This is a genomic window from Cryptosporangium minutisporangium (assembly GCF_039536245.1).
Taxonomy (GTDB): domain Bacteria; phylum Actinomycetota; class Actinomycetes; order Mycobacteriales; family Cryptosporangiaceae; genus Cryptosporangium; species Cryptosporangium minutisporangium.
The window spans coordinates 1-17,024 of record NZ_BAAAYN010000055.1; the positions used below are offsets into that span (position 1 = coordinate 1).

At 69.2% G+C, this 17,024-nt stretch carries 21 protein-coding genes and 1 pseudogene; 13 read left to right on the forward strand and 9 right to left on the reverse strand.

All coding sequences use genetic code 11. The features are described 5' to 3' along the window. Nucleotides 1–704 precede the first annotated feature (704 nt). Both ABEB28_RS36220 and ABEB28_RS36225 read left to right on the forward strand, forming a co-directional pair. On the forward strand, nucleotides 705–1,205 hold the full coding sequence (locus ABEB28_RS36220) for a universal stress protein (protein WP_345732800.1): 501 nt from the start codon (nucleotides 705–707) through the stop codon (nucleotides 1,203–1,205). Between the two features lie 349 nt (nucleotides 1,206–1,554). After that, the gene (locus tag ABEB28_RS36225) at nucleotides 1,555–3,048 is read left to right on the forward strand and encodes an FAD-dependent oxidoreductase (RefSeq protein ID WP_345732844.1); all 1,494 of its coding nucleotides are present in this window, start codon (nucleotides 1,555–1,557) and stop codon (nucleotides 3,046–3,048) included. 63 nt (nucleotides 3,049–3,111) lie between these two features. Here ABEB28_RS36225 and ABEB28_RS36230 read toward each other — a convergent pair whose 3' ends face one another. Genes ABEB28_RS36230 through ABEB28_RS36240 form a run of 3 tightly spaced genes read right to left on the reverse strand, consistent with a single transcriptional unit; the run spans nucleotide 3,112 to nucleotide 5,410 of the window. After that, complete coding sequence (locus ABEB28_RS36230; RefSeq protein ID WP_345732801.1) at nucleotides 3,112–4,353, reverse strand: RNA polymerase sigma factor; 1,242 nt, start codon at nucleotides 4,351–4,353, stop codon at nucleotides 3,112–3,114. Beyond that, a complete protein-coding gene (locus tag ABEB28_RS36235) occupies nucleotides 4,350–4,721 on the reverse strand; it encodes a YciI family protein (protein WP_345732802.1) in 372 nt (123 codons plus the stop codon). The genes ABEB28_RS36230 and ABEB28_RS36235 overlap by 4 nt, the downstream gene beginning before the upstream one ends. Before the next feature lie 44 nt (nucleotides 4,722–4,765). Beyond that, entirely contained in the window at nucleotides 4,766–5,410 is a 645-nt protein-coding gene (locus ABEB28_RS36240; RefSeq protein ID WP_345732803.1) for a DUF998 domain-containing protein, read from the reverse strand. Between the two features lie 152 nt (nucleotides 5,411–5,562). Here ABEB28_RS36240 and ABEB28_RS36245 point away from each other — a divergent pair, with 152 nt between their 5' ends. Then, complete coding sequence (locus ABEB28_RS36245) at nucleotides 5,563–5,988, forward strand: hypothetical protein (protein WP_345732804.1); 426 nt, start codon at nucleotides 5,563–5,565, stop codon at nucleotides 5,986–5,988. A gap of 164 nt (nucleotides 5,989–6,152) precedes the next feature. Here the strand turns inward: ABEB28_RS36245 and ABEB28_RS36250 are convergent, their stop codons facing one another. The 4 genes and pseudogenes from ABEB28_RS36250 to ABEB28_RS36265 form a co-directional block, all read right to left on the reverse strand. Beyond that, nucleotides 6,153–6,857, reverse strand: a complete 705-nt coding sequence (locus ABEB28_RS36250) for an alpha/beta fold hydrolase (protein ID WP_345732805.1) — start codon at nucleotides 6,855–6,857, stop codon at nucleotides 6,153–6,155. 11 nt (nucleotides 6,858–6,868) lie between these two features. Next, a pseudogene (locus ABEB28_RS36255) lies at nucleotides 6,869–7,018 on the reverse strand (esterase); the annotation flags it as partial. Nucleotides 7,019–7,040: 22 nt separating this feature from the next. Further along, nucleotides 7,041–7,502 (reverse strand): RidA family protein, encoded by a 462-nt coding sequence (locus tag ABEB28_RS36260; RefSeq protein ID WP_345732845.1) that lies wholly within the window; start codon nucleotides 7,500–7,502, stop codon nucleotides 7,041–7,043. A gap of 116 nt (nucleotides 7,503–7,618) precedes the next feature. Next, on the reverse strand, nucleotides 7,619–8,872 hold the full coding sequence (locus ABEB28_RS36265; RefSeq protein ID WP_345732806.1) for a serine hydrolase domain-containing protein: 1,254 nt from the start codon (nucleotides 8,870–8,872) through the stop codon (nucleotides 7,619–7,621). 127 nt (nucleotides 8,873–8,999) lie between these two features. On the opposite strand from ABEB28_RS36265, the gene ABEB28_RS36270 reads away from it, so the two are divergent. Beyond that, a complete protein-coding gene (locus ABEB28_RS36270; RefSeq protein ID WP_345732807.1) occupies nucleotides 9,000–9,797 on the forward strand; it encodes a helix-turn-helix transcriptional regulator in 798 nt (265 codons plus the stop codon). A 35-nt stretch (nucleotides 9,798–9,832) separates the two neighbouring features. Here the strand turns inward: ABEB28_RS36270 and ABEB28_RS36275 are convergent, their stop codons facing one another. After that, nucleotides 9,833–9,973, reverse strand: coding sequence for a hypothetical protein (locus tag ABEB28_RS36275; protein ID WP_345732808.1), 141 nt, complete (start codon nucleotides 9,971–9,973; stop codon nucleotides 9,833–9,835). A gap of 702 nt (nucleotides 9,974–10,675) precedes the next feature. Here ABEB28_RS36275 and ABEB28_RS36280 point away from each other — a divergent pair. From ABEB28_RS36280 to ABEB28_RS36290, 3 genes are all read left to right on the forward strand, one after another. Next, nucleotides 10,676–11,359, forward strand: coding sequence for a calcium-binding protein (locus ABEB28_RS36280; protein WP_345732809.1), 684 nt, complete (start codon nucleotides 10,676–10,678; stop codon nucleotides 11,357–11,359). An 89-nt stretch (nucleotides 11,360–11,448) separates the two neighbouring features. Then, nucleotides 11,449–11,742, forward strand: a complete 294-nt coding sequence (locus tag ABEB28_RS36285; protein WP_345732810.1) for a hypothetical protein — start codon at nucleotides 11,449–11,451, stop codon at nucleotides 11,740–11,742. Nucleotides 11,743–11,993: 251 nt separating this feature from the next. After that, nucleotides 11,994–12,578: a hypothetical protein gene (locus ABEB28_RS36290; RefSeq protein WP_345732811.1), complete on the forward strand. Its 585-nt coding sequence runs from the start codon at nucleotides 11,994–11,996 to the stop codon at nucleotides 12,576–12,578. Between the two features lie 55 nt (nucleotides 12,579–12,633). Here the strand turns inward: ABEB28_RS36290 and ABEB28_RS36295 are convergent, their stop codons facing one another. Next, complete coding sequence (locus ABEB28_RS36295) at nucleotides 12,634–13,047, reverse strand: nuclear transport factor 2 family protein (protein WP_345732812.1); 414 nt, start codon at nucleotides 13,045–13,047, stop codon at nucleotides 12,634–12,636. A 551-nt stretch (nucleotides 13,048–13,598) separates the two neighbouring features. Here ABEB28_RS36295 and ABEB28_RS36300 point away from each other — a divergent pair. The 6 genes from ABEB28_RS36300 (at nucleotide 13,599) to ABEB28_RS36325 (ending at nucleotide 16,911) form a co-directional block, all read left to right on the forward strand. Next, a complete protein-coding gene (locus ABEB28_RS36300; RefSeq protein ID WP_345732813.1) occupies nucleotides 13,599–13,808 on the forward strand; it encodes a hypothetical protein in 210 nt (69 codons plus the stop codon). Between the two features lie 53 nt (nucleotides 13,809–13,861). Next, nucleotides 13,862–14,494 carry a DinB family protein gene (locus ABEB28_RS36305; protein WP_345732814.1) on the forward strand — a complete coding sequence of 211 codons (633 nt, stop codon included), beginning with the start codon at nucleotides 13,862–13,864 and terminating at the stop codon, nucleotides 14,492–14,494. Continuing rightward, a complete protein-coding gene (locus ABEB28_RS36310; protein ID WP_345732815.1) occupies nucleotides 14,458–14,640 on the forward strand; it encodes a hypothetical protein in 183 nt (60 codons plus the stop codon). Before ABEB28_RS36305 ends, ABEB28_RS36310 begins: the two co-directional genes overlap by 37 nt. Before the next feature lie 67 nt (nucleotides 14,641–14,707). Beyond that, nucleotides 14,708–15,253 carry a SigE family RNA polymerase sigma factor gene (locus tag ABEB28_RS36315; protein ID WP_345732816.1) on the forward strand — a complete coding sequence of 182 codons (546 nt, stop codon included), beginning with the start codon at nucleotides 14,708–14,710 and terminating at the stop codon, nucleotides 15,251–15,253. Continuing rightward, nucleotides 15,246–16,508 carry a hypothetical protein gene (locus tag ABEB28_RS36320; protein WP_345732817.1) on the forward strand — a complete coding sequence of 421 codons (1,263 nt, stop codon included), beginning with the start codon at nucleotides 15,246–15,248 and terminating at the stop codon, nucleotides 16,506–16,508. The genes ABEB28_RS36315 and ABEB28_RS36320 overlap by 8 nt, the downstream gene beginning before the upstream one ends. Nucleotides 16,509–16,581: 73 nt before the next feature. Continuing rightward, nucleotides 16,582–16,911 carry a hypothetical protein gene (locus ABEB28_RS36325; RefSeq protein ID WP_345732818.1) on the forward strand — a complete coding sequence of 110 codons (330 nt, stop codon included), beginning with the start codon at nucleotides 16,582–16,584 and terminating at the stop codon, nucleotides 16,909–16,911. Nucleotides 16,912–17,024 lie beyond the last annotated feature (113 nt).

Here is a 17,024-nt window from a genome sequence, read left to right on the forward strand (position 1 = left end):
GCGACCTTGGAGGTCGGGGCGGGAGCGGACCGGAAGGGAAGCAGGTTACGCATGCCCTCTATGTCGGGAGGGCGGAGTGCGCCGGGCGGTGCGGAAAAGTTTCCGCTCGGGAGCCCCCGTCCGGGCCTGGCCACCGGCTCCCGATCAGCAACTTCGACCACGCGCGCGGCCTGGAGTGCCCGCGCGCAAGCCTGATCGCCATCGATCGATGGTTGGATCGACGACCGGACCGCGAGGCATCCAACTCCCGATCGGTGACCGGCCTCCGCGACGGTGGTGCCGATCGTCGGCAATGTCGGTCTGCCTCAATCGGCCGGTGCCGGATCTGGTGGGACGCGGCGCGGCGGAGCACGGTCGAGGTCAGGACAAGGCCGGGCGAAGGAGGTCCCGAGTGCTCACGTCAGACGAACAGCAAGCCTGGGAGGAGATCACCAGGCGCTATCCGGCCGACGCCGCGGAGGAGCCCGTGCGTCCTGGCGCTGAATCGCTCCGGCGTCAGAAGTGGGCGACGCGATGGTACGACCTGGCCTTCGCGGCGTTACTCGGCGTAGGGCTCGGAGTCCTTCTGGTCATGATCGGGGCCGCGGCGGTCGGGGCCCTGCTCTGCCTGGTTGTGCTGTTCAGTTGGGGTCTGCGGTTCTGGTGGAACGAAGTGCGCGCCGCGGGCGGGTGGTCCGACCGTTCCCGTTCGGGAGGAGGCCCAGATGAGCGACGAGATCGCTGAGTGCCGGAGCGCCGCTGTGCCGCCGCCCATCGTCGTGGGCGTCGACGGCTCCGAGAGCTCGGTCGACGCCCTGCGGTGGGCGATCGACCACGCCTGGCTGCTGGAGTCGTCCGTGGAGGCGGTGACCGTCTGGAACCAAGCGGAGACCATCGGCCTATCGCTCGGCGGTGCCGCGGTGCCGTCTGATCTGACCGCGGGCATCGCCGTCGCCGAACGCCTTCTGGAGGACTCGATCGCTGCGACCGGATGCGGTCAGGCGGACTCGGTTCGACGTCGCGTGGTGCAAGGAGACCCGGCGCGGACACTGCGGGAAGCAAGCGAGACGGCGCGGCTGCTGGTGGTCGGTAACGGAGGGCACGGGGTGGCGACGAGGCTGTTCGGAGGGTCGGTGAGTCAGTCCTGCATCCGGCACGCCCGATGCCCCGTCCTGGTGTTTCCGCAGGTCGTCTCACGTCGTCAGGACGCGGTGTACGTGAACTGACGGCTGAGCAGGCGCCAGGGCGCGCTCCGCCAGGCGTGTCCGAAACACGGGCACGACACCGTCAGGCGGCTGCCGATGGACGTGGGCACCGTCATGGTGGCAACGGTGCAGAAGAGCACGGAGCCGGACGCTGAAGATGCGGGCGGCGTTGACCGGAGCACGTCCGGGAGCGGGCCGGGTGCCGGACGGCGAGGACTGTTCACCGCCCGCCTCAGGAAGCCGGAAGGTCTTCGGGCGTGCCGTTTGCCGCATCGACGCCCGGGTAAGTGGCCGGGGTCCGAACCCATACCGCGAGGAGCGTCCCGTGGCCGAATCGCCCACGCTGCCGGGTGCCGTCGAGTCGTACTGGATGGACAGCACCGAGGCGACCAGGTACCCGGCGCTGACCGCCGACCTCGAGGTCGACGTGGTCGTCGTCGGGGGCGGCATCGCCGGACTGTCCACCGCGTGGGAGCTGACCGAGGCCGGGCAGACCGTGGCGCTCGTGGAGGCGGACCGGATCGCGGCGGGTGTCACCGGATACACGACGGCGAAGCTGTCGGTGCTGCACACCCTGATCTACGACAAGGTGCGCACCTCGTTCGGCGCGGACTCGGCGCGGCTCTACGCCGAGTCGCAGCAGCGAGCGGTGGAGCGGGTGGCCGCGGTGGCCGCAGGGCTCCGGATCGACTGTGATCTGGAGCGGGTTCCCGCGTTCACGTACGCCGAGTCGACCGACAACCTGGAGCAGCTCCACGCCGAGGCTCACGCCGCGGCGGACGCCGGCTTGGACGCCTCCTTCGTCACCGAGACCGGCCTGCCGTTCCCGGTCGCCGGCGCCGTCCGGGTCGAGGAGCAGGCGCAGTTCCACCCTCGCAAGTACCTGCTCGGCCTCGCTGACGACCTGACCCGCCGCGGCGGACAGATCTTCGAACGGACCTCGGCGACCGGCTTGGACGAAGGAAATCCGTGCGCCGTGACGACCGAGGCCGGGCACACGATCACCGCCCGGCACGTCGTGGTCGCCACCCACTACCCGGTCTTCGACCGAGCGCTGCTCTTCGCCCGCCTCGAACCACGACGCGAGCTGGTGGTCGCCGGCGCGATCTCTGCCGACCGTGACCCCGGTGGCGTGTACCTCACCCCCGAGCAGAACACCCGATCGGTCCGTACCGCTCCGTACCGGGACGGGCAACGTCTGCTCATCGTCACCGGCGAGCATTTCACGCCGGGCGCGGGGGAGGTCACCGAGCAGTGGGAGACCCTCGCCGAGTGGACCCGGCAGCGCTTCCCCGGGACGCAGATCGCCTACCGCTGGGCAACGCAGGACAACACCAGTACCGATCAGGTGCCGTTCATCGGACGCTTCCATCCCGGCACCGACAAGGTCTGGGTCGCCACCGGCTTCGGCGGATGGGGGATGAGCAGCGGTGTCCTCGCGGGCCAGCTCCTCGCGGCTCGGATCACCGGATCCGAACCGCCCTGGGCCGACCTCTACGATCCCGGCCGGCTGAATCTGGTGCGCGAGGCCGGCTCGATGCTGAAGCTCCAGGCCAAGGTGGCCGGCCACTTCGTCGGCGACCGGGTCCGCCCCTCCCACGTCGATTCGGTGGACGACATCGAACCGGGCACCGGCGCCGTTGTCCGGGTACACGGGCGGCAATGCGCGGCCTACCGCGACGACACCGGTCAGCTCCACGCCGTGTCGGCACGGTGCACCCACCTCGGCTGCATCGTGCAGTTCAACGACGCCGAAACCGCGTGGGAATGTCCGTGCCACGGCTCCCGGTTCGGCATCGACGGTGCCGTCATCCAAGGTCCGGCCAACCAACCACTGCAACCGCAAGACGTCGCTGGCGGGTAGGCCGCGCGGCTGGTGCGGGCTCCGGCGCCGAGCGGGTGATCGTCGGCTGGCGGCGGACCTGGGTCAGGTCAGGCGGTCGGCTCGGTCGAGCAGATACCGCTGCTCGACGCGGTTGTCGGTCAGGGTTGCTGCCTCGCGGTAGAGGGTGGCCGCGCCGCGTCTGTCGCCGGTCATCTCCAGGAGGTGTGCCCGGACGGCGCGTTCGCGTTGGCGGGTCAGGGGCTCCTCGTCCAGTTGGTGGCGACGGTTGAGGTCGTCGAGGAGCGCCAGGCCGCGGGCCGCGCCGTAGGCGTTGGCGACGGCGACGACCCGGCTGAGTCGCACGGGCGCGGTGGGGCTGAGCCGTTCGAGCCACAGGTAGAGTGCCGCGATCTGCGGCCAGTCCGTTCGGTCGGTGGACGGGGCGGCGGCGTGCACGGCCGCGATCGCCGCCTGGAGCTGGTACGGGCCGATCTCCCGCCGGATCCAGGCGCTGTCGATCAGTTGGGTGCCTTCGCGGATCAGGTCGGAGTTCCACCGATCCCGGTCCTGTTCGTCCAGCGGTATCAGCGCGTCGTCGGCGTTGGTGCGGGCGGCGCGCCGGGACTCGGTGAGTAGCATGAGCGCGAGCAGGCCGGCGACTTCGGGGTCGTCCGGAAGGGAGTCCCGGAGCATGCGGGTGAGCCGGATCGCTTCGCGGGTCAGGTCGACGCGGGCGAGTTCGTCGCCGGCGGAGGCTGTGTAGCCCTCGTTGAAGATCAGGTAGAGCACCTGCATCACGGCGACGATCCGGTCCGCGCGATCAGCGTCGGTCGGCGGGGTGAAGCGCGCGCCGACGCGAGCCAGTTGCTGTTTGGCGCGGCTGATCCGCGTGCCCATGGTGGCCTCGACCGTGCCGTAGGCGTGCGCGATCTCGGCGGTGGTCAGACCACCGACGGCGCGCAGGGTGAGCGCCACCTGGGAGACGCTGCTCAGCGCGGGGTGGCAGCAGAGCAGTAGCAGCGTGAGGCTGTCGTCGGTCTCCGACGGCGGCTCAGCCCGGCGAGCCGGCTCCTGCATGGCCACGTCACCGAGCCCGACGTGCTGTTCGCGGCGGCGCCGGGCCTGGTCGGCGCGGAGGTGGTCGACCATCCTCCGGTAGCCGATTCGGATCAACCAGCTGCGCGGGTTCTCCGGGACGCCGTCGACGGGCCACGTGCGGCTCGCGGCGAGGAGTGCCTCCTGCACCGCGTCCTCCGCGAGGTCGAAGTGTCCGAAGCGGCGCACCAGTGCGCCGAGCACCTGCGGCGCCTCGATGCGCAGCAGGTGCTCGACGTCGGGGGTCATGCGGTGAAGTCCTCGCCCATGATCGGCCGGATCTCGATCGGCTCGCCCAGCACCTCGACGATCCGCGAGCCGATCTCGACGGCGCGTTCGTGGCTGGCCACATCAATCACGGCGAAGCTAGCCAGAACCTCCTTGAGCTCCGCGAACGGCCCGTCGGTGGCCACCACACCGGCGGGCGTCCGGTGAATGGTCGTACTGACCGCGGGGTGGCCGAGGCCCTCGCTGGTGACTAACTCGCCGGTGGCGGTCAGTTCCTGCTCGAACTTCTGGTAGGCGGCGAACGCGGTCAGCGCCTCCGCGGACGGCGTGTCCGCGGTCGTGGCGTCCCAGGCGGCGGCCGGGGTGTAGCTGAGCAGCAAATACTTCATGGTCATCCTCGGTGTCGACGTTCGTGGTGAGACGGTACGGCCGGCTACGCGGCGCGGCGCAGCCTCACCGCCAGAACGGTCGTCCAGGTGAAGGCGACCAGCCCGGTCGCGGCGATTTGCAGGCTCATTTGCTCGGGCGACATGGGCAGCAACAGGACGAGCGCCACCGCGCCGTTCGCCACGGCCGGCAATGCTGCCCGGCGGCGGATGTACCGGACGGTCAGCACGATGGCGGCGATGGCCACGGCCGTGAAGGCGACGGCGGCCGCGACCGAGTGCACGACGCTGTGCCACGACATGTGGGCGACCGGTCCGTCGGGAGTGCCGACCGGGAAGCCGTACTCCGGATCCGCCGTGAACAGCCCCGCCGCGATGAGACCGGCGCCGAAGATCCCGATGAGGATCGGCAGCGCGCGACGGCCCACCCCCTCGGTGAGCGTCCGTCGGACGCCTACGGCCAGCGCCAGCACGCCGACGCCGGCCGCCACGAACGTCGCCCTCTGGACCCAGCCGAGTTCGCCGGTGGCGAGCTGGCTGATCGGGTGGCGGGTGAGGTCGAATCCCTGCCGGGTCAGCATCTGGGCGATGGCGGAGGCGAAGAAGATCGGCCCGGCGAGAGCGCCGGCGAGTAGCAGACGTCCGGACGAGCGGTGAGTTGACGGGGCGGCGGGGATCGCGTAGGTGGCCATGACGGTCTCCATTCGGTGCCGTTGTTGCCGCTACCTCGGAGCTCGTCCGGGAAGTTCGACACCTGGCCGATGTGACGTAGACCACACAGGTTGGGCGTCGAAGCGCGGACGTCACCTCCGAGGTACCGGCAGCACTCACCGAGGAGGACAACATGATCGAGAACCCGCAGCCGAGCGTCGAACTGCAAGCGCTGGAACGACTCGTCGGCACCTGGAAGGTGACCGGCGGCGCCGAAGGAACCGTGCGATACGAGTGGATGCCCGGCCGGTTCTTCCTGCTGCAGCACGTCGATCTCACCCAGTTCGGCCAGCCGGTCACCGGCCTCGAGGTGATCGGCCACCTGCACCCGTTCGGCGAACCCGTCGGCGACGACGTGGTGTCGAGGTTCTACGACGCGGTCGGCAACACCTTCGACTACGTCTACGAACTGAGCGCGGACACCCTCACTATCTGGGCGGGCGCAAAAGGTAGCCCGGCCTACTACCAGGGCACGTTCAGCGCCGACGGCAGCACGGTCACCGGTGCCTGGACCTACCCCGGAGGGGGAGGCTACGCGTCGACCATGACGCGGAACTGAGTTCTCGTCCGCTCGGCGCAGGCGTGATCCTGCGCCGAGCACGAACTCCGATCAGCACGCGGCCACCCGCTGATCGGCGGAGCCGGCCGCTCGACGCCTCGCCGGCCCGGCGAGCACTGCCCGGTGCCGCGCCGACCCCTCCGGCGGGGCGGCACCGGCTCGCCTCAGACGATCGACGCGGCGGCCTGAAGGATCATGTCGGTCACTGCGGCGGGCTGCGACGCGGGGATCGCGTGCGACGCGCCCTGCAGTTCCGCCCGGCTGCGGGCGCCGGCGCGCTCGGCCATGAAGCGGTGTGCCTCGAGCGGGATGTTGAAGTCGAGCTCGGGGTAGACGAACCAGGACGGCACGGACTTCCACGCCGGTTCGCCGGAGCCCTCGTTCAGCGCTGTGGTGTTGAGCGGGCGCTGGGCAGCCGCGTCGAGGGCGGCGCGTTCGGCCGGGACGTCGGCGATGAACTGCTGGTGGAACTTATCCTGCCGGATGTACAGGTCGACGGTTCCGTCCGGCAGGGGCACCTCGGTGAGCGTCTCGCCGAGGGTGCCGCCGGGGAACTTGCCGGAGAGCTCGCCGATGCTCTCGCCGGCCTCGGGTGCGAACGCGGCGACGAACACGAGGGCCTTGACGTGGTCGTGGCCGACGGCGGCGTTGGAGATGACCGCCCCGCCGTAGGAGTGACCGACGAGCACGACCGGCCCCTCGATCGTGGCGAGAACGCTGGAGACGACGGCGGCGTCGCCGGACAGACTGCGCAGCGGGTTGGGTGCGGCGACCACTCGGTAGCCGTCGGCCTGCAGCCGCTGGACGACGTCGTTCCAGCTGGCAGACTCGGCGAACGCGCCGTGGACGAGGACGATGGTGGGCTTCATGGCAGTGCCTTTCAACAGGTCGACAGAATGGTGGACAGGAAGTCGACGGCCTGACGGATCGCGCCGACCGCCGCCCGCGTCTCACGCAGAGCGTTGAGCATCACGAAGTCGTGGATGATTCCCTGGTAGCGCACCGCGGTGACGGGGACGCCGGCCCGGCGGCGGGTTCGAGGACAGGGATGGTCAGGATCTGAGTTCGACGAGCAACTCGACCTCGACCGGGCTGTCGAGGGGCAGCACCGCCACGCCGACGGCGGAGCGGGCGTGGACGCCGGCCGGTCCGAACACGTCGTGCAGGAAGGTCGAGGCGCCGTCGATGACCGCGGCCTGGCTGGTGAACGACGGCGCCGAGGCAACGAAGCCGGTGACCTTGACGATGCGGGCCACCGCGTCGATGCCGACCAGCGCTTCCACCGCCGCCAGGGCGTTCACGGCGGCGGTCCGGGCCAGGTCGGCGGCCTCGGCGATGTCGACGGTGTCGCCGACCTTGCCGGTGGCCGGCAGCGTTCCGCCGACGAAGGGCAGTTGGCCGGAGGTGTAGACGTACGGTCCGGAGCGGACCGCAGGTGCGTAGCCTCCGACCGGTGCCGCGACGTGCGGCAGCGTGACGCCGAGCTCGACGAGCCGGTCGGTCCAGATTTTCATCGGTGTGCCTTTGTTCGGTGTGGTGGTCGTACCGGCCGCGTGCGTGGTCACCGGCTGCCCGATCGTCGACTCGACGGCAGGCCGGCTTCCGTGGCCGGGCGGGAGGGCAGGTCCGGTCAGCGGGCGGCTGGTGCGTCGGGGCGTTGAGGCCGCTCGCCGAGCACCGTGGTGAACAGGGCCTCGCGCAGCGCCACCTCGCGCGGGTCGTCCCAGAGGTGGAAGCCACTCCGGTTCATGGCATACGCGAATCCGACACCGGTGTCGGGGTCGGCGAAGGCGAACGAGCCGCCCAGGCCCATCGTGCCGAACGCCGTCCCGGACGCGGAGCCGAAGCGGAACGCGGGGAACGGCTTCATGTAGCCCAGCGAGTACTGGGTGGGTAGGCGCAGGATCTGGTCGTCGAGTCCTCGCGACGGCGTCGCTGCGGGACTGGTCAACTCGTCGAGCGTCGACGTGGTGAGCCCGAGCCCGCCGCCGCCGGTCGCGGCGTCGCCGTAGAGTCGCGCGATCGAACGCACCTCGCCGACACCGTTGACAGCGGGGATCTCGGCGGCCTGGACCTCGGGCCGGTTGATGCTGTCCGGGACGCCGAGTACTCGTGGGTTCCGGAACGCGCGGGCGCTCAGGCTTCTCGGGTTCGCGAACGCCAGCGCGAAGGCTGCCGGCATCGCGTTGAGGTGGAGCAGCATCTCCCAGGGCCGGAACCCGTGGAAGCGGGCGATGCGGCGGCGATCGACGCTGTCCGGCAGCCCGATGTGAAATTCCAGGCCGAGTGGTTTCGCCACCTCGTCGGCGAAGAATTGCCCGAGGTGGCGACCGCGCGAGTCGATCCGGCTGACGAGCTCGCTCTCGTACCAGCCGAGCGTCGTGCCGTGGTAGCCGTGGTGTTCGCCCGGCGTCCATGCCGGGCGCTGATCGGCCAGCGCTGCGGCCAGGGTCGGGGAGCCGGACAGGTCACGCAGGTCGAGCGGCCGATCGATCACCGCCAACCCGGCCTGGTGGGAGAGCAGTTGACGCACGGTGACGCCTGCTTTGCCCGCCGCCGCGAACTCGGGCCAGTAGGCCGCTACGGGTTGGTCGTAGTCGAGCAGTCCGCGCGAGTGCAGGACCGCGACGGCCATCGACGACACCCCTTTGGTCGTCGAGAAGACCGGCACCATCGTGTGCCGTTCCCACGGCTCGCGTGCTGGGCCGTCGCGATAACCGCCCCACAGATCGACCACCTTGCGGCCGTCCCGGTAGACCGCGCAGGCGGCGCCGATCTCCCGCCGCTGCGCGAAGTTACGCCGGAACGCGTCGGCCACCGGACCGTAACCCTGCTCCACGTCGCCGTGAACCATGGCGGACGGCACGTCCACTCTGAGTACCAACTCGACCTCTCCTCGTCCGCGAGACATCGAACGGTGGCACGGGGCGCGCGAGCGAACCAGGGATCGACAGTCCCTGGTAGAAGGGGCGGGAAGGGCCTCCACCAGGGGCGAGTCGTAAGATCACGAGGTGAACCGCGAGGCCTTGGCAGACTTCCTGCGACATCGGCGAGCCGCCATCGTCCCCGCTCAACGCACGTCTCGCCGCACCTGCGGACTACGTCGTGAAGAAGTCGCCGAGCGCGCGTACATCTCGATCGACTACTACACACGGCTCGAGCAGCGACGCGGGCCGCGGCCCTCGCCCGAGGTCGCGTCGGCACTCTCCCGAGCGCTCGACCTGACCATCGACGAGCGCGATCACCTGTTCCACCTGATCGGTCACAACCCGCCGCAAAAGGTCCCGGACCGCGACGACGTCGATCAGGGTCTGCGTCGAGTGCTGCACGCGCTCGACGGGAACCCGGCGCTGATCGTCTCGAACCTGGGCCAGACCCTGCTGCAGAACCGATTGGGCCTGGAGCTCTTCGGCGATCAGACGCGTTACACGGGTTTGGCGCGAAGCGCTTACTACCGGTGGTTCACGATGCCGGAGGAACGCAGCCTGTACCCCGCGGACATCCACGCCGACCAGAGCGCCACCTACGCCGCCAGCGTGCGGGCCTCGGCGGACCTCGAACCCGACCCAACCGAAGCAGAGCTCTTGATCGAGGCGCTGCGTGAGCAAAGCCCCGAGTTCCGCCGTCTGTGGGAGAACCACGAGGTGCGGCTCTGCCGCCAGGAGACCACGTCGCTGCTCCACCCGACGGCGGGCCGGTTGGACTTCGACTGCGAGGTCGTTCTCAGCCACGACCGCAGGCAGCGGATGCTGGTCTTCACCCCGCGCTGCGGCACGGATCTCCGCCACCTGATCACTGAGCCACGCTGATTCCGCGGCTGGCTGAAGCCCTTTTCGCGCCTCCGTCAGAACCGATCGGGAGCGAGGCATGCCAGCACGCCGCCCGCGATGAGCGCGACCGCGAAGAAGAGCGCGAGCAGCACGGCATGCCGCGCGGCCCACTTGACGAGTGCTCGCATCTGCCGCCCCTCAGTCGATCCGGGCATCAGGCGGATAGTCCCACAGTGCCGCAGGGCGTCTGACCGGCTTTCGGCTGGTCAAGCGCCCTGCGGCGGGAATTCGGCGGGGTGATGGAACCGACGCCCCTACCCAAGAGGAGCCGATCAATCCGGGTGGCTTCGTCGGCGTCGGGCCGAGGTGACGTGACGTCGATGCCGTGGGCTGACGGTACGCCGGCGATCCGCCCGGGCACGGCTGGGGCGCCGGGTAGGGAGAGGTGCCGCCCAGACAGCCAGCTCGCGGGCACGCTGTGCGGCTAACCCGGTCGTTCGCTCGCGCCAGCGAACTTCGAGAGCCGGCGGGAGTGCGAGGTCGGGGAGTACGACCGAACGCCGGAACACGATCGACTCACCGGCGTCGCGGGCGCCGGAGATGAGCAAGAGCATGGTGAACCCTTCGTCAGCGGTGGGCGCGGCGGATCGCCGTGCCACGTCGCCGGCCGCGGGCGCTGCCTCGGGGTAGCCGGCGGGTTGCTAGCTGAACGGCCAGGGGTTCGTGCTCGTCATGTCGGCCAGGTTAGGCGAATCCGCGCGCGGCGTCTCGTCCATAAATTGACGTAGGGCACCACAGAGCCGACTCCGGTTAGCGTTCGGCTAACGGACGCCCTGAAGTCTTCGCCGTGGAGCCGCACGAGGCGGCGACCAGGCGCCCAGGTTCACCCCGGGCCGCCACAGGCTGAGGGGAACATCATGAAGACATCTCGGGGGACGCTCCGCTCATTCGCAGCGGGAGCGGGTCTCGTCCTAGTCGGCGTCGTCGCGTTGGGCGCTGCGCAGCCCGCCCAGGCGGTGCCGGAGTGCAATGGCTTTTCCGAGGCGTTCGCTGCGCAGGTGGGGTACGACACGCACGTGCTCCCGGCGGGTGGTGGGGTGTACAACTTCGCCGCGAACCCGAATCCCGACTGGGTGCTGGGTAGCGGCGCCGTGGACGACATCACCACCGGCGGCGGCGGCGACATGGTCTGCGGTCGTGGCGGCAACGACATCATCAACACCAACGGCGGATACGACCACGCGTTCGGCGACGCCGGCGATGACACCATCGACCTCGGCTCCGGGCTCCTCGACTACGGGGAGGGCAACGGAGGCCTCGACGACATCGACGGTGGCCCGGGCGACAACGTGATCTTCGGTGACGGCCAGCAGCCGAAAACTAACGACGACGCCGACGTCATCCAAGGCGGACCCGACCACGACGAGCTCTACGGTGGTGGCGGGGACGACGTAGTCACCGGTGGGCAGGGCGACGACGAACTGTTCGGTGACGTGGGTGCGGACGACCTGACCGGTGGGCCGGGCAACGACAGCGCCGACGGCGGTGTCGATGTCGACGTCGATGCCTGCAACGCCGAGACCCTGGTGAACTGCCCGTAAGGCATCGAGGGCGAGTGCGTTCAGGTGGCCGGGGCCAGCTGAACGCACTCGCCGCTCGCGTGGCTGGGCCAGCCGTATGAGGATGGCCGTTGTCGTACCCCGTTCTCTTCGCACCCGGCATGACGCCGGCCATCATCGATGTCTCTCCCTACTGGCGACCACCCGCCTTCGCCGACGGCGTCGTCGTGGCCGACGCGCTGTGCCGGTACGGCGCGCGCCCGTCGCTGCCCGGAGAAGTCAACGTCTCGACGGCGGCAGTGGCCCGCGCTCTGCTCTTCCGCATGGCCACCACCAACGAGCGCCTCGAAGCCGGACTCGACGTCCCGAACCCGCACGAGGAAGCCGCCCGGTACGCATGCGCAGCCACCGCGATCGGCGCGTAGTCCTCACTTCCGACCTGTTCCCGTGAAACAGGGCGACGATTTTCTGCGGCTTATCCGTGGCAGGTGAGTAAGTTGGTTCCTCCGTTGCCTAGCGCCCACTCAATTATCCGGCGGCGATGGTATTGATCGCGGTCCGTCGTAGGCCGAAGCAGGTGATCCGAAGTCCTCATCTATCGGTGCGCCGTAGCCGTTGACGGCCCTGCTGTCCAGGAAGAGACTGCACGGAAGGGTTCAAAACGCGGGGGAGGAAGATGATGGTTCGTCGTATCGCAGTCATTCTCGCCATTGTTCCGGCCCTGTTACTCTTTTGGGTTGATCCAACGGTTGCTGCGTCGTTCAACACCAGATGTACGAACCGTGACGTGCAGGGTTTGGCCCGAACCGGCCCCATCGGCGCTCGGCAGACCCTGGAAGGTAAGGACACCCCGCTGTCACGCGCCTGGCAAACCTGCCAATTCCGGCTTTACGATGAGACGCCGCACACCTTCACCACTCGGGACCATTTCTTGGCCGGGATATTCGTCTACGAGTCGACAGAGGTCCCCGGTTACGATCGAGCCGCGACGATCGCCTACCTGAAAGGCGTCAAGGCGCGGCTACTCTGGGCCCGATCGGGTAAATTCGGGCAATTCCGCGAGGTGCCGTTGACCCGAACGAAGATCCAAAGCTACCGATTGCTGCCGGAGTCCGGTGGCCGGGTGCTGCTAGTGCACCACTACGCGATTTTCCCAGCAGGATCGCTCGCGCCGGGTGACTACACCTGGCGACTCTGGCTGTACGACCCGATCGAGGGTCCTACCGTCTACGGCGGAACGGTCACCATCGTCAACAGATGATCCGCGGCCGGGCAGCGCGGTGCTGGCCAGATGGTGCTACAAGTCGACAGCGCGCTCAGCCGCGGACCATCCGGTGTCCACGGGCCGTGTCCGTGTATTCGCGGACCCGATGGATGAGGCCATCGCGGAGCTCGAACACGAGACAGTAGTCGTTGAAATAATGGTTGCCGTTGGCAAGCGTCGCGGTCATTGTCTCTTCCACGACTACTCGCTCCCCATCGGCGTAAAATCCGCGGAAATCGACGGCAACGTCGCGGACGAATAAGCGGGAGAAGTCCTCAGCGAGGAAGTGTACGATGGCCTTTCTGCCGACCATTTGGCTGGGCGCCTCCAGCGCGACAGCGGTTGCATTGTCTGCAGGCGCGAGCCACTCGGCATCCTCAGTGAAAACAGCGGCGATCTGTTCAGCGTCGTAGCTGGCGAATGCTTTCCAGGCGTTCTGAACGATGGCTACGTTCTGCGGCGACATGCCTGCGACCGTAGGCCGGTACCGCACGGGCGTCTGGCGGGTTTCGGCCGTCGTCCCCATCGAATCCGAGCAGATGTCTCGTTGAGCAGCACAGTCGACGAACCGGCGCACCCGGCAGACGTCCCGTGCGAGTTGTCGAGTTATCGCCCTCTCCGAGCGTCGTTACACCGCGATAACTCGCCAATTCGCACCAGTCGCGAACGCACGGTGCGATGCGCATCCGGACGGGTGCTCGCGTCGGCTCGCGTCGGTGCCTCCCTTTCTACGTCGACGGCTACCGCCCTGCTGACTGACCGCAGCGGAGCGGGCGGGTGGCCGGGTTTCCTCTCAGTCGAAGGACGTGTCGTGACCACCCCACAGATGATGCTGGCCATCCAGATCGCCAACGGCTACGGCGCTCAGCCCGGGGCGCTCTACCCACACGGCGCCGCGGCTTTCACCACCATCCAGCAGCTGGCCGGTGCAGCCGGCGGCGCAGTGCTCGTCTCCGCGTACACGATCGGAGCGAATGCATCGGACGGCGGCAGGCTGAGCGCGGCTGATCGACCGGCGTGGGATTCGACACCGTCGACGCGGGATCGTTCGCCGACAGCTGGCGCATCGAACCGGAGACCTCGGCCCACACCCGCCTCTACCTCGCCGACCCCTCCATCCCGGTCGAGCAGGTGCTCCAGGCCCCGGCCGCGCCGGTGTCGGCGACCACCCTGCGCCAAGCCATCGAGGCAGCCGAGCGCGTACGGGTGGCCGACCGCACCTTCTGAAGCGGAGTCGTCGCCGGTGTAATTGCGGTAGCCGAAGGTGGGAAGCTGGGCCCGTGGTGGCTCCGATCGGCATTCCAGACAGCGATCTAGTTTCGGCGGCGCTGGAAGATGCACGCGCGAGCCTTCGACAGGTCCCCGACGACGGGTGGGGAATGCCGGCGGCCGGTCTCGACTGGACCTGCCGGGAGACGATGGCGCACATCCTGGATGACCTGGGCGCCTATGCGATGCAGTTGTCAGGGACACATGGCCACGAGGGTTATGCGCCGCTGATGGAGTTCTCGCTGACTCCCGGGCGACCCGCGTGCATGTTCTGGCCGGTGGAGAGCGGTGGCACACGAGCGGTGCTCGACTGCCTCGACGCTGTCGGGGGTCTTCTCGTCGCGGTAGTCGCCAGCGTGCCCGCTGACCGCACCGGCTGGCATCCGTACGGAAACCCCGACCGTTCGGCTCTGGCTGCGATGGGGATCGTCGAGCTGGTCCTTCACACCCGCGACATCGTGGGCGCGCACCATATCGACTACCGGGCGCCGGCGCAGATCGTCGCGCCGTGCCTTGAGCGCATCTTCGCCCACGCCGTACGTTCCGATGATCCCTGGCACGACCTGCTGGCCGCCACTGGCCGTACTCCGGAGAGCCGGGGGCGCGCTTGGCGCTGGAACTCCACGGCCAGGGAAGTCCTCTGATCCCTCTGGTCGCACCCCGCTCCGCCGGGTGGGCCGCCCAGGACGTCGCCGGCGCCATCCTCTACCCGGCCAGTGACCTGTCCAACTTCGTCACGTCGGCCGATCTGTTGGTGGACGGCTGGCTCATCTCGTCGACGAGCTTCTGACCGGCGTGTGCAACGGTTCGGCGTTCGGCGGCGTTCAGGAGGCGACCAGGACGACAGTTCGACGGGGATGATGCTGATGGACCGGGACGCCGACGACGAGTTCGTGCGGTTCGTCAACGAGCGCAGCCGATCGCTGTTGCGGTACGGCTACGTGCTGGCCGGCGATCCGCACACCGCCGCCGACCTGGTCCAGGAAGCCTTGCTCCGGCTCCGCGACGCCTGGGACCGCGGCAAGGGTCGGGAACATCCCGAGGCCTACGCCCGGATCACGATGTCCCGGCTGCACATCAGCTGGTGGCGGCGCCGTCGCGGCGAGCAGCTCACCGGCATGGTGCCCGACCGGAACTCGCTGGATCCCGGCTTACGCCGGGTGGAGGACGACACCGGCCTCTGGCAGGCCCTTGAGGTGCTCGGCCGACGGCAACGCGCCGTGATCGTCCTCCGCTACTACGAGGGCCTCGACGACGGCGAGATCGCGGAGATCCTCGGCATCTCCCGGGTCACCGTCCGCAGCCAGGCACTACGCGGTCTGCGCCGACTACGCAGCCATTTGACCGACGACCGGATCGTCTCGCTCAGCGTCGTCCACAACGAGAGGAGCAACCGTGCCTGACGCGTTGGAAATCTCCCTCGCCGAGGTCCTCCGCCGGGCCGCCGACGCGGCCCCCGAACCCGCCGCTGACGCCGGTGAAGCACTGCTCCGCGAACGTGCCCGCCGGGCCGGAATTCCTCGTTCCCGGATGCTGACGCTCGCGGCCGCGATCACCGTGCTGATCGTCCTGGCGGCCGTCGTCACGGTGCTCGAGCTCGTCGCCGGGGACGAGGACATGCGTCCGATCACCCCGCCGGTGCGGATCATCCACACCGACTACGAGGACGGCGCCCCGATCACCGATGTCTGGCCGGACGCCGTCCGGACCGTCCCGGCCACGATCCCGATCAACGGCCGGCCCAACCCGTTCAACGTCGAACGCGTGCTCCCGGACGGCCAGCTGCTGGTCACTCCGGTCGGGGAGGAATCCAACATCTCGCATCTGTGGGCGCTGAACCCGGCGACCGGCAAGGCTCGGCCGGTCAGCCCGTCCGGCGAGTGGGTCACGGTCGTCGGACAGCAGGTCGACGCGGGAGAGGTCCGTTGGATCGCCTGGATCAGCCAGCCCTCGGGGGCCGCCGAGCCCGACGCCCCGGTCTACCTCTGGTACGCGCCCGCGTCCGGCGGGAAGGCGCGTAAGGCGCTGAGCACGCCGATCAGTACGTCGGGTGGCGTCGACCAGAGCGCGGTCCGGGTATTGATCGACGGCGACACGCTCATCGTCACCCCGGCATTGAAGAAGGAGAAGGGCCAGGCCTCGAGCGTGGTCCGCACGGTCCGCATCGGAGAGGACCGGATCCGCACGGTGCCGGACGCGGCCGGGATGACCGTGCTGCAGTGGCCGTGGCTCAGCGACGCCCGCACGCCCGGTCACCGAACGATCCGGAACGCCGAGACCGGGGAACTACGTCAGGCTCGGCTGCCAGCGGACTGGACCGACGTCGACTGCTCGCTCTCGTGGTGCGTCGGGCGGCAGGGGGGCCGGATCATGGTGTCCCCGCGCGACGGATCGCAGGCCCGCCCGCTCGCGAACGGTAAGCCCGACATCGGCGTCGTCCGTGACCGGTTCCTGTTCGTCTCCGGCCGGACCGTGTACGACCTGCAGACGAGGAAGACGCTGACGCTGCCGCGCGCCGCCGGCGAGCAGAACAAGGTGTGGGTGTCGATCAGCATCATCGGTGAAGGAGGCGGGACGCCGATGTTCGCCTGGGTGAAGTCCGACGCGTCCGAGCAGATGGAGTCCTATCTGCTGATCGATGCGCAGGCCATGGTCTGAGCGACCACCGCGGGCCGGGAAGCACGTGCCTCCCGGCCCGCAGCGTCAGGTCGCCGAGGAGGACGGGCGTTCGATGGTCCATCCGATCGGAGTGGTCGAGTCGGCTCTGGCGTCGGCCGAGCCGTTGACCGTCACCCAGCTGCCGCCTCCGCTGCCGGACGGCATCCCGTTCGCGGTCACTCTCACCGCCGTCAACGAGGCCGGCGTCCTCGTCGGCACCGCACCGGGCTGGAACGCCAGCGGCCAGTCGGAGCAACACGCGGCCGCATGCCACGACGGTGTCTACACCGACCTGCACCCCGCCGGCTCGACACGGAGCCTCGCGGTCGCCTCAACGACACCGGCACAGTGGGTCTGGAGACTGCCGAGATCCCGAGTGGACCGCTCCAGGCGCACTTGCTGATCGGCGGCCAGCTGACACGCCTCGCGCCGACCCGACCGGCTAGCGCTTCGAGCGCATCGTCTCCGTACCGTGACCGGCTCGCCGTCGGGGGCCGCACCGATGGCGAGTTGGTC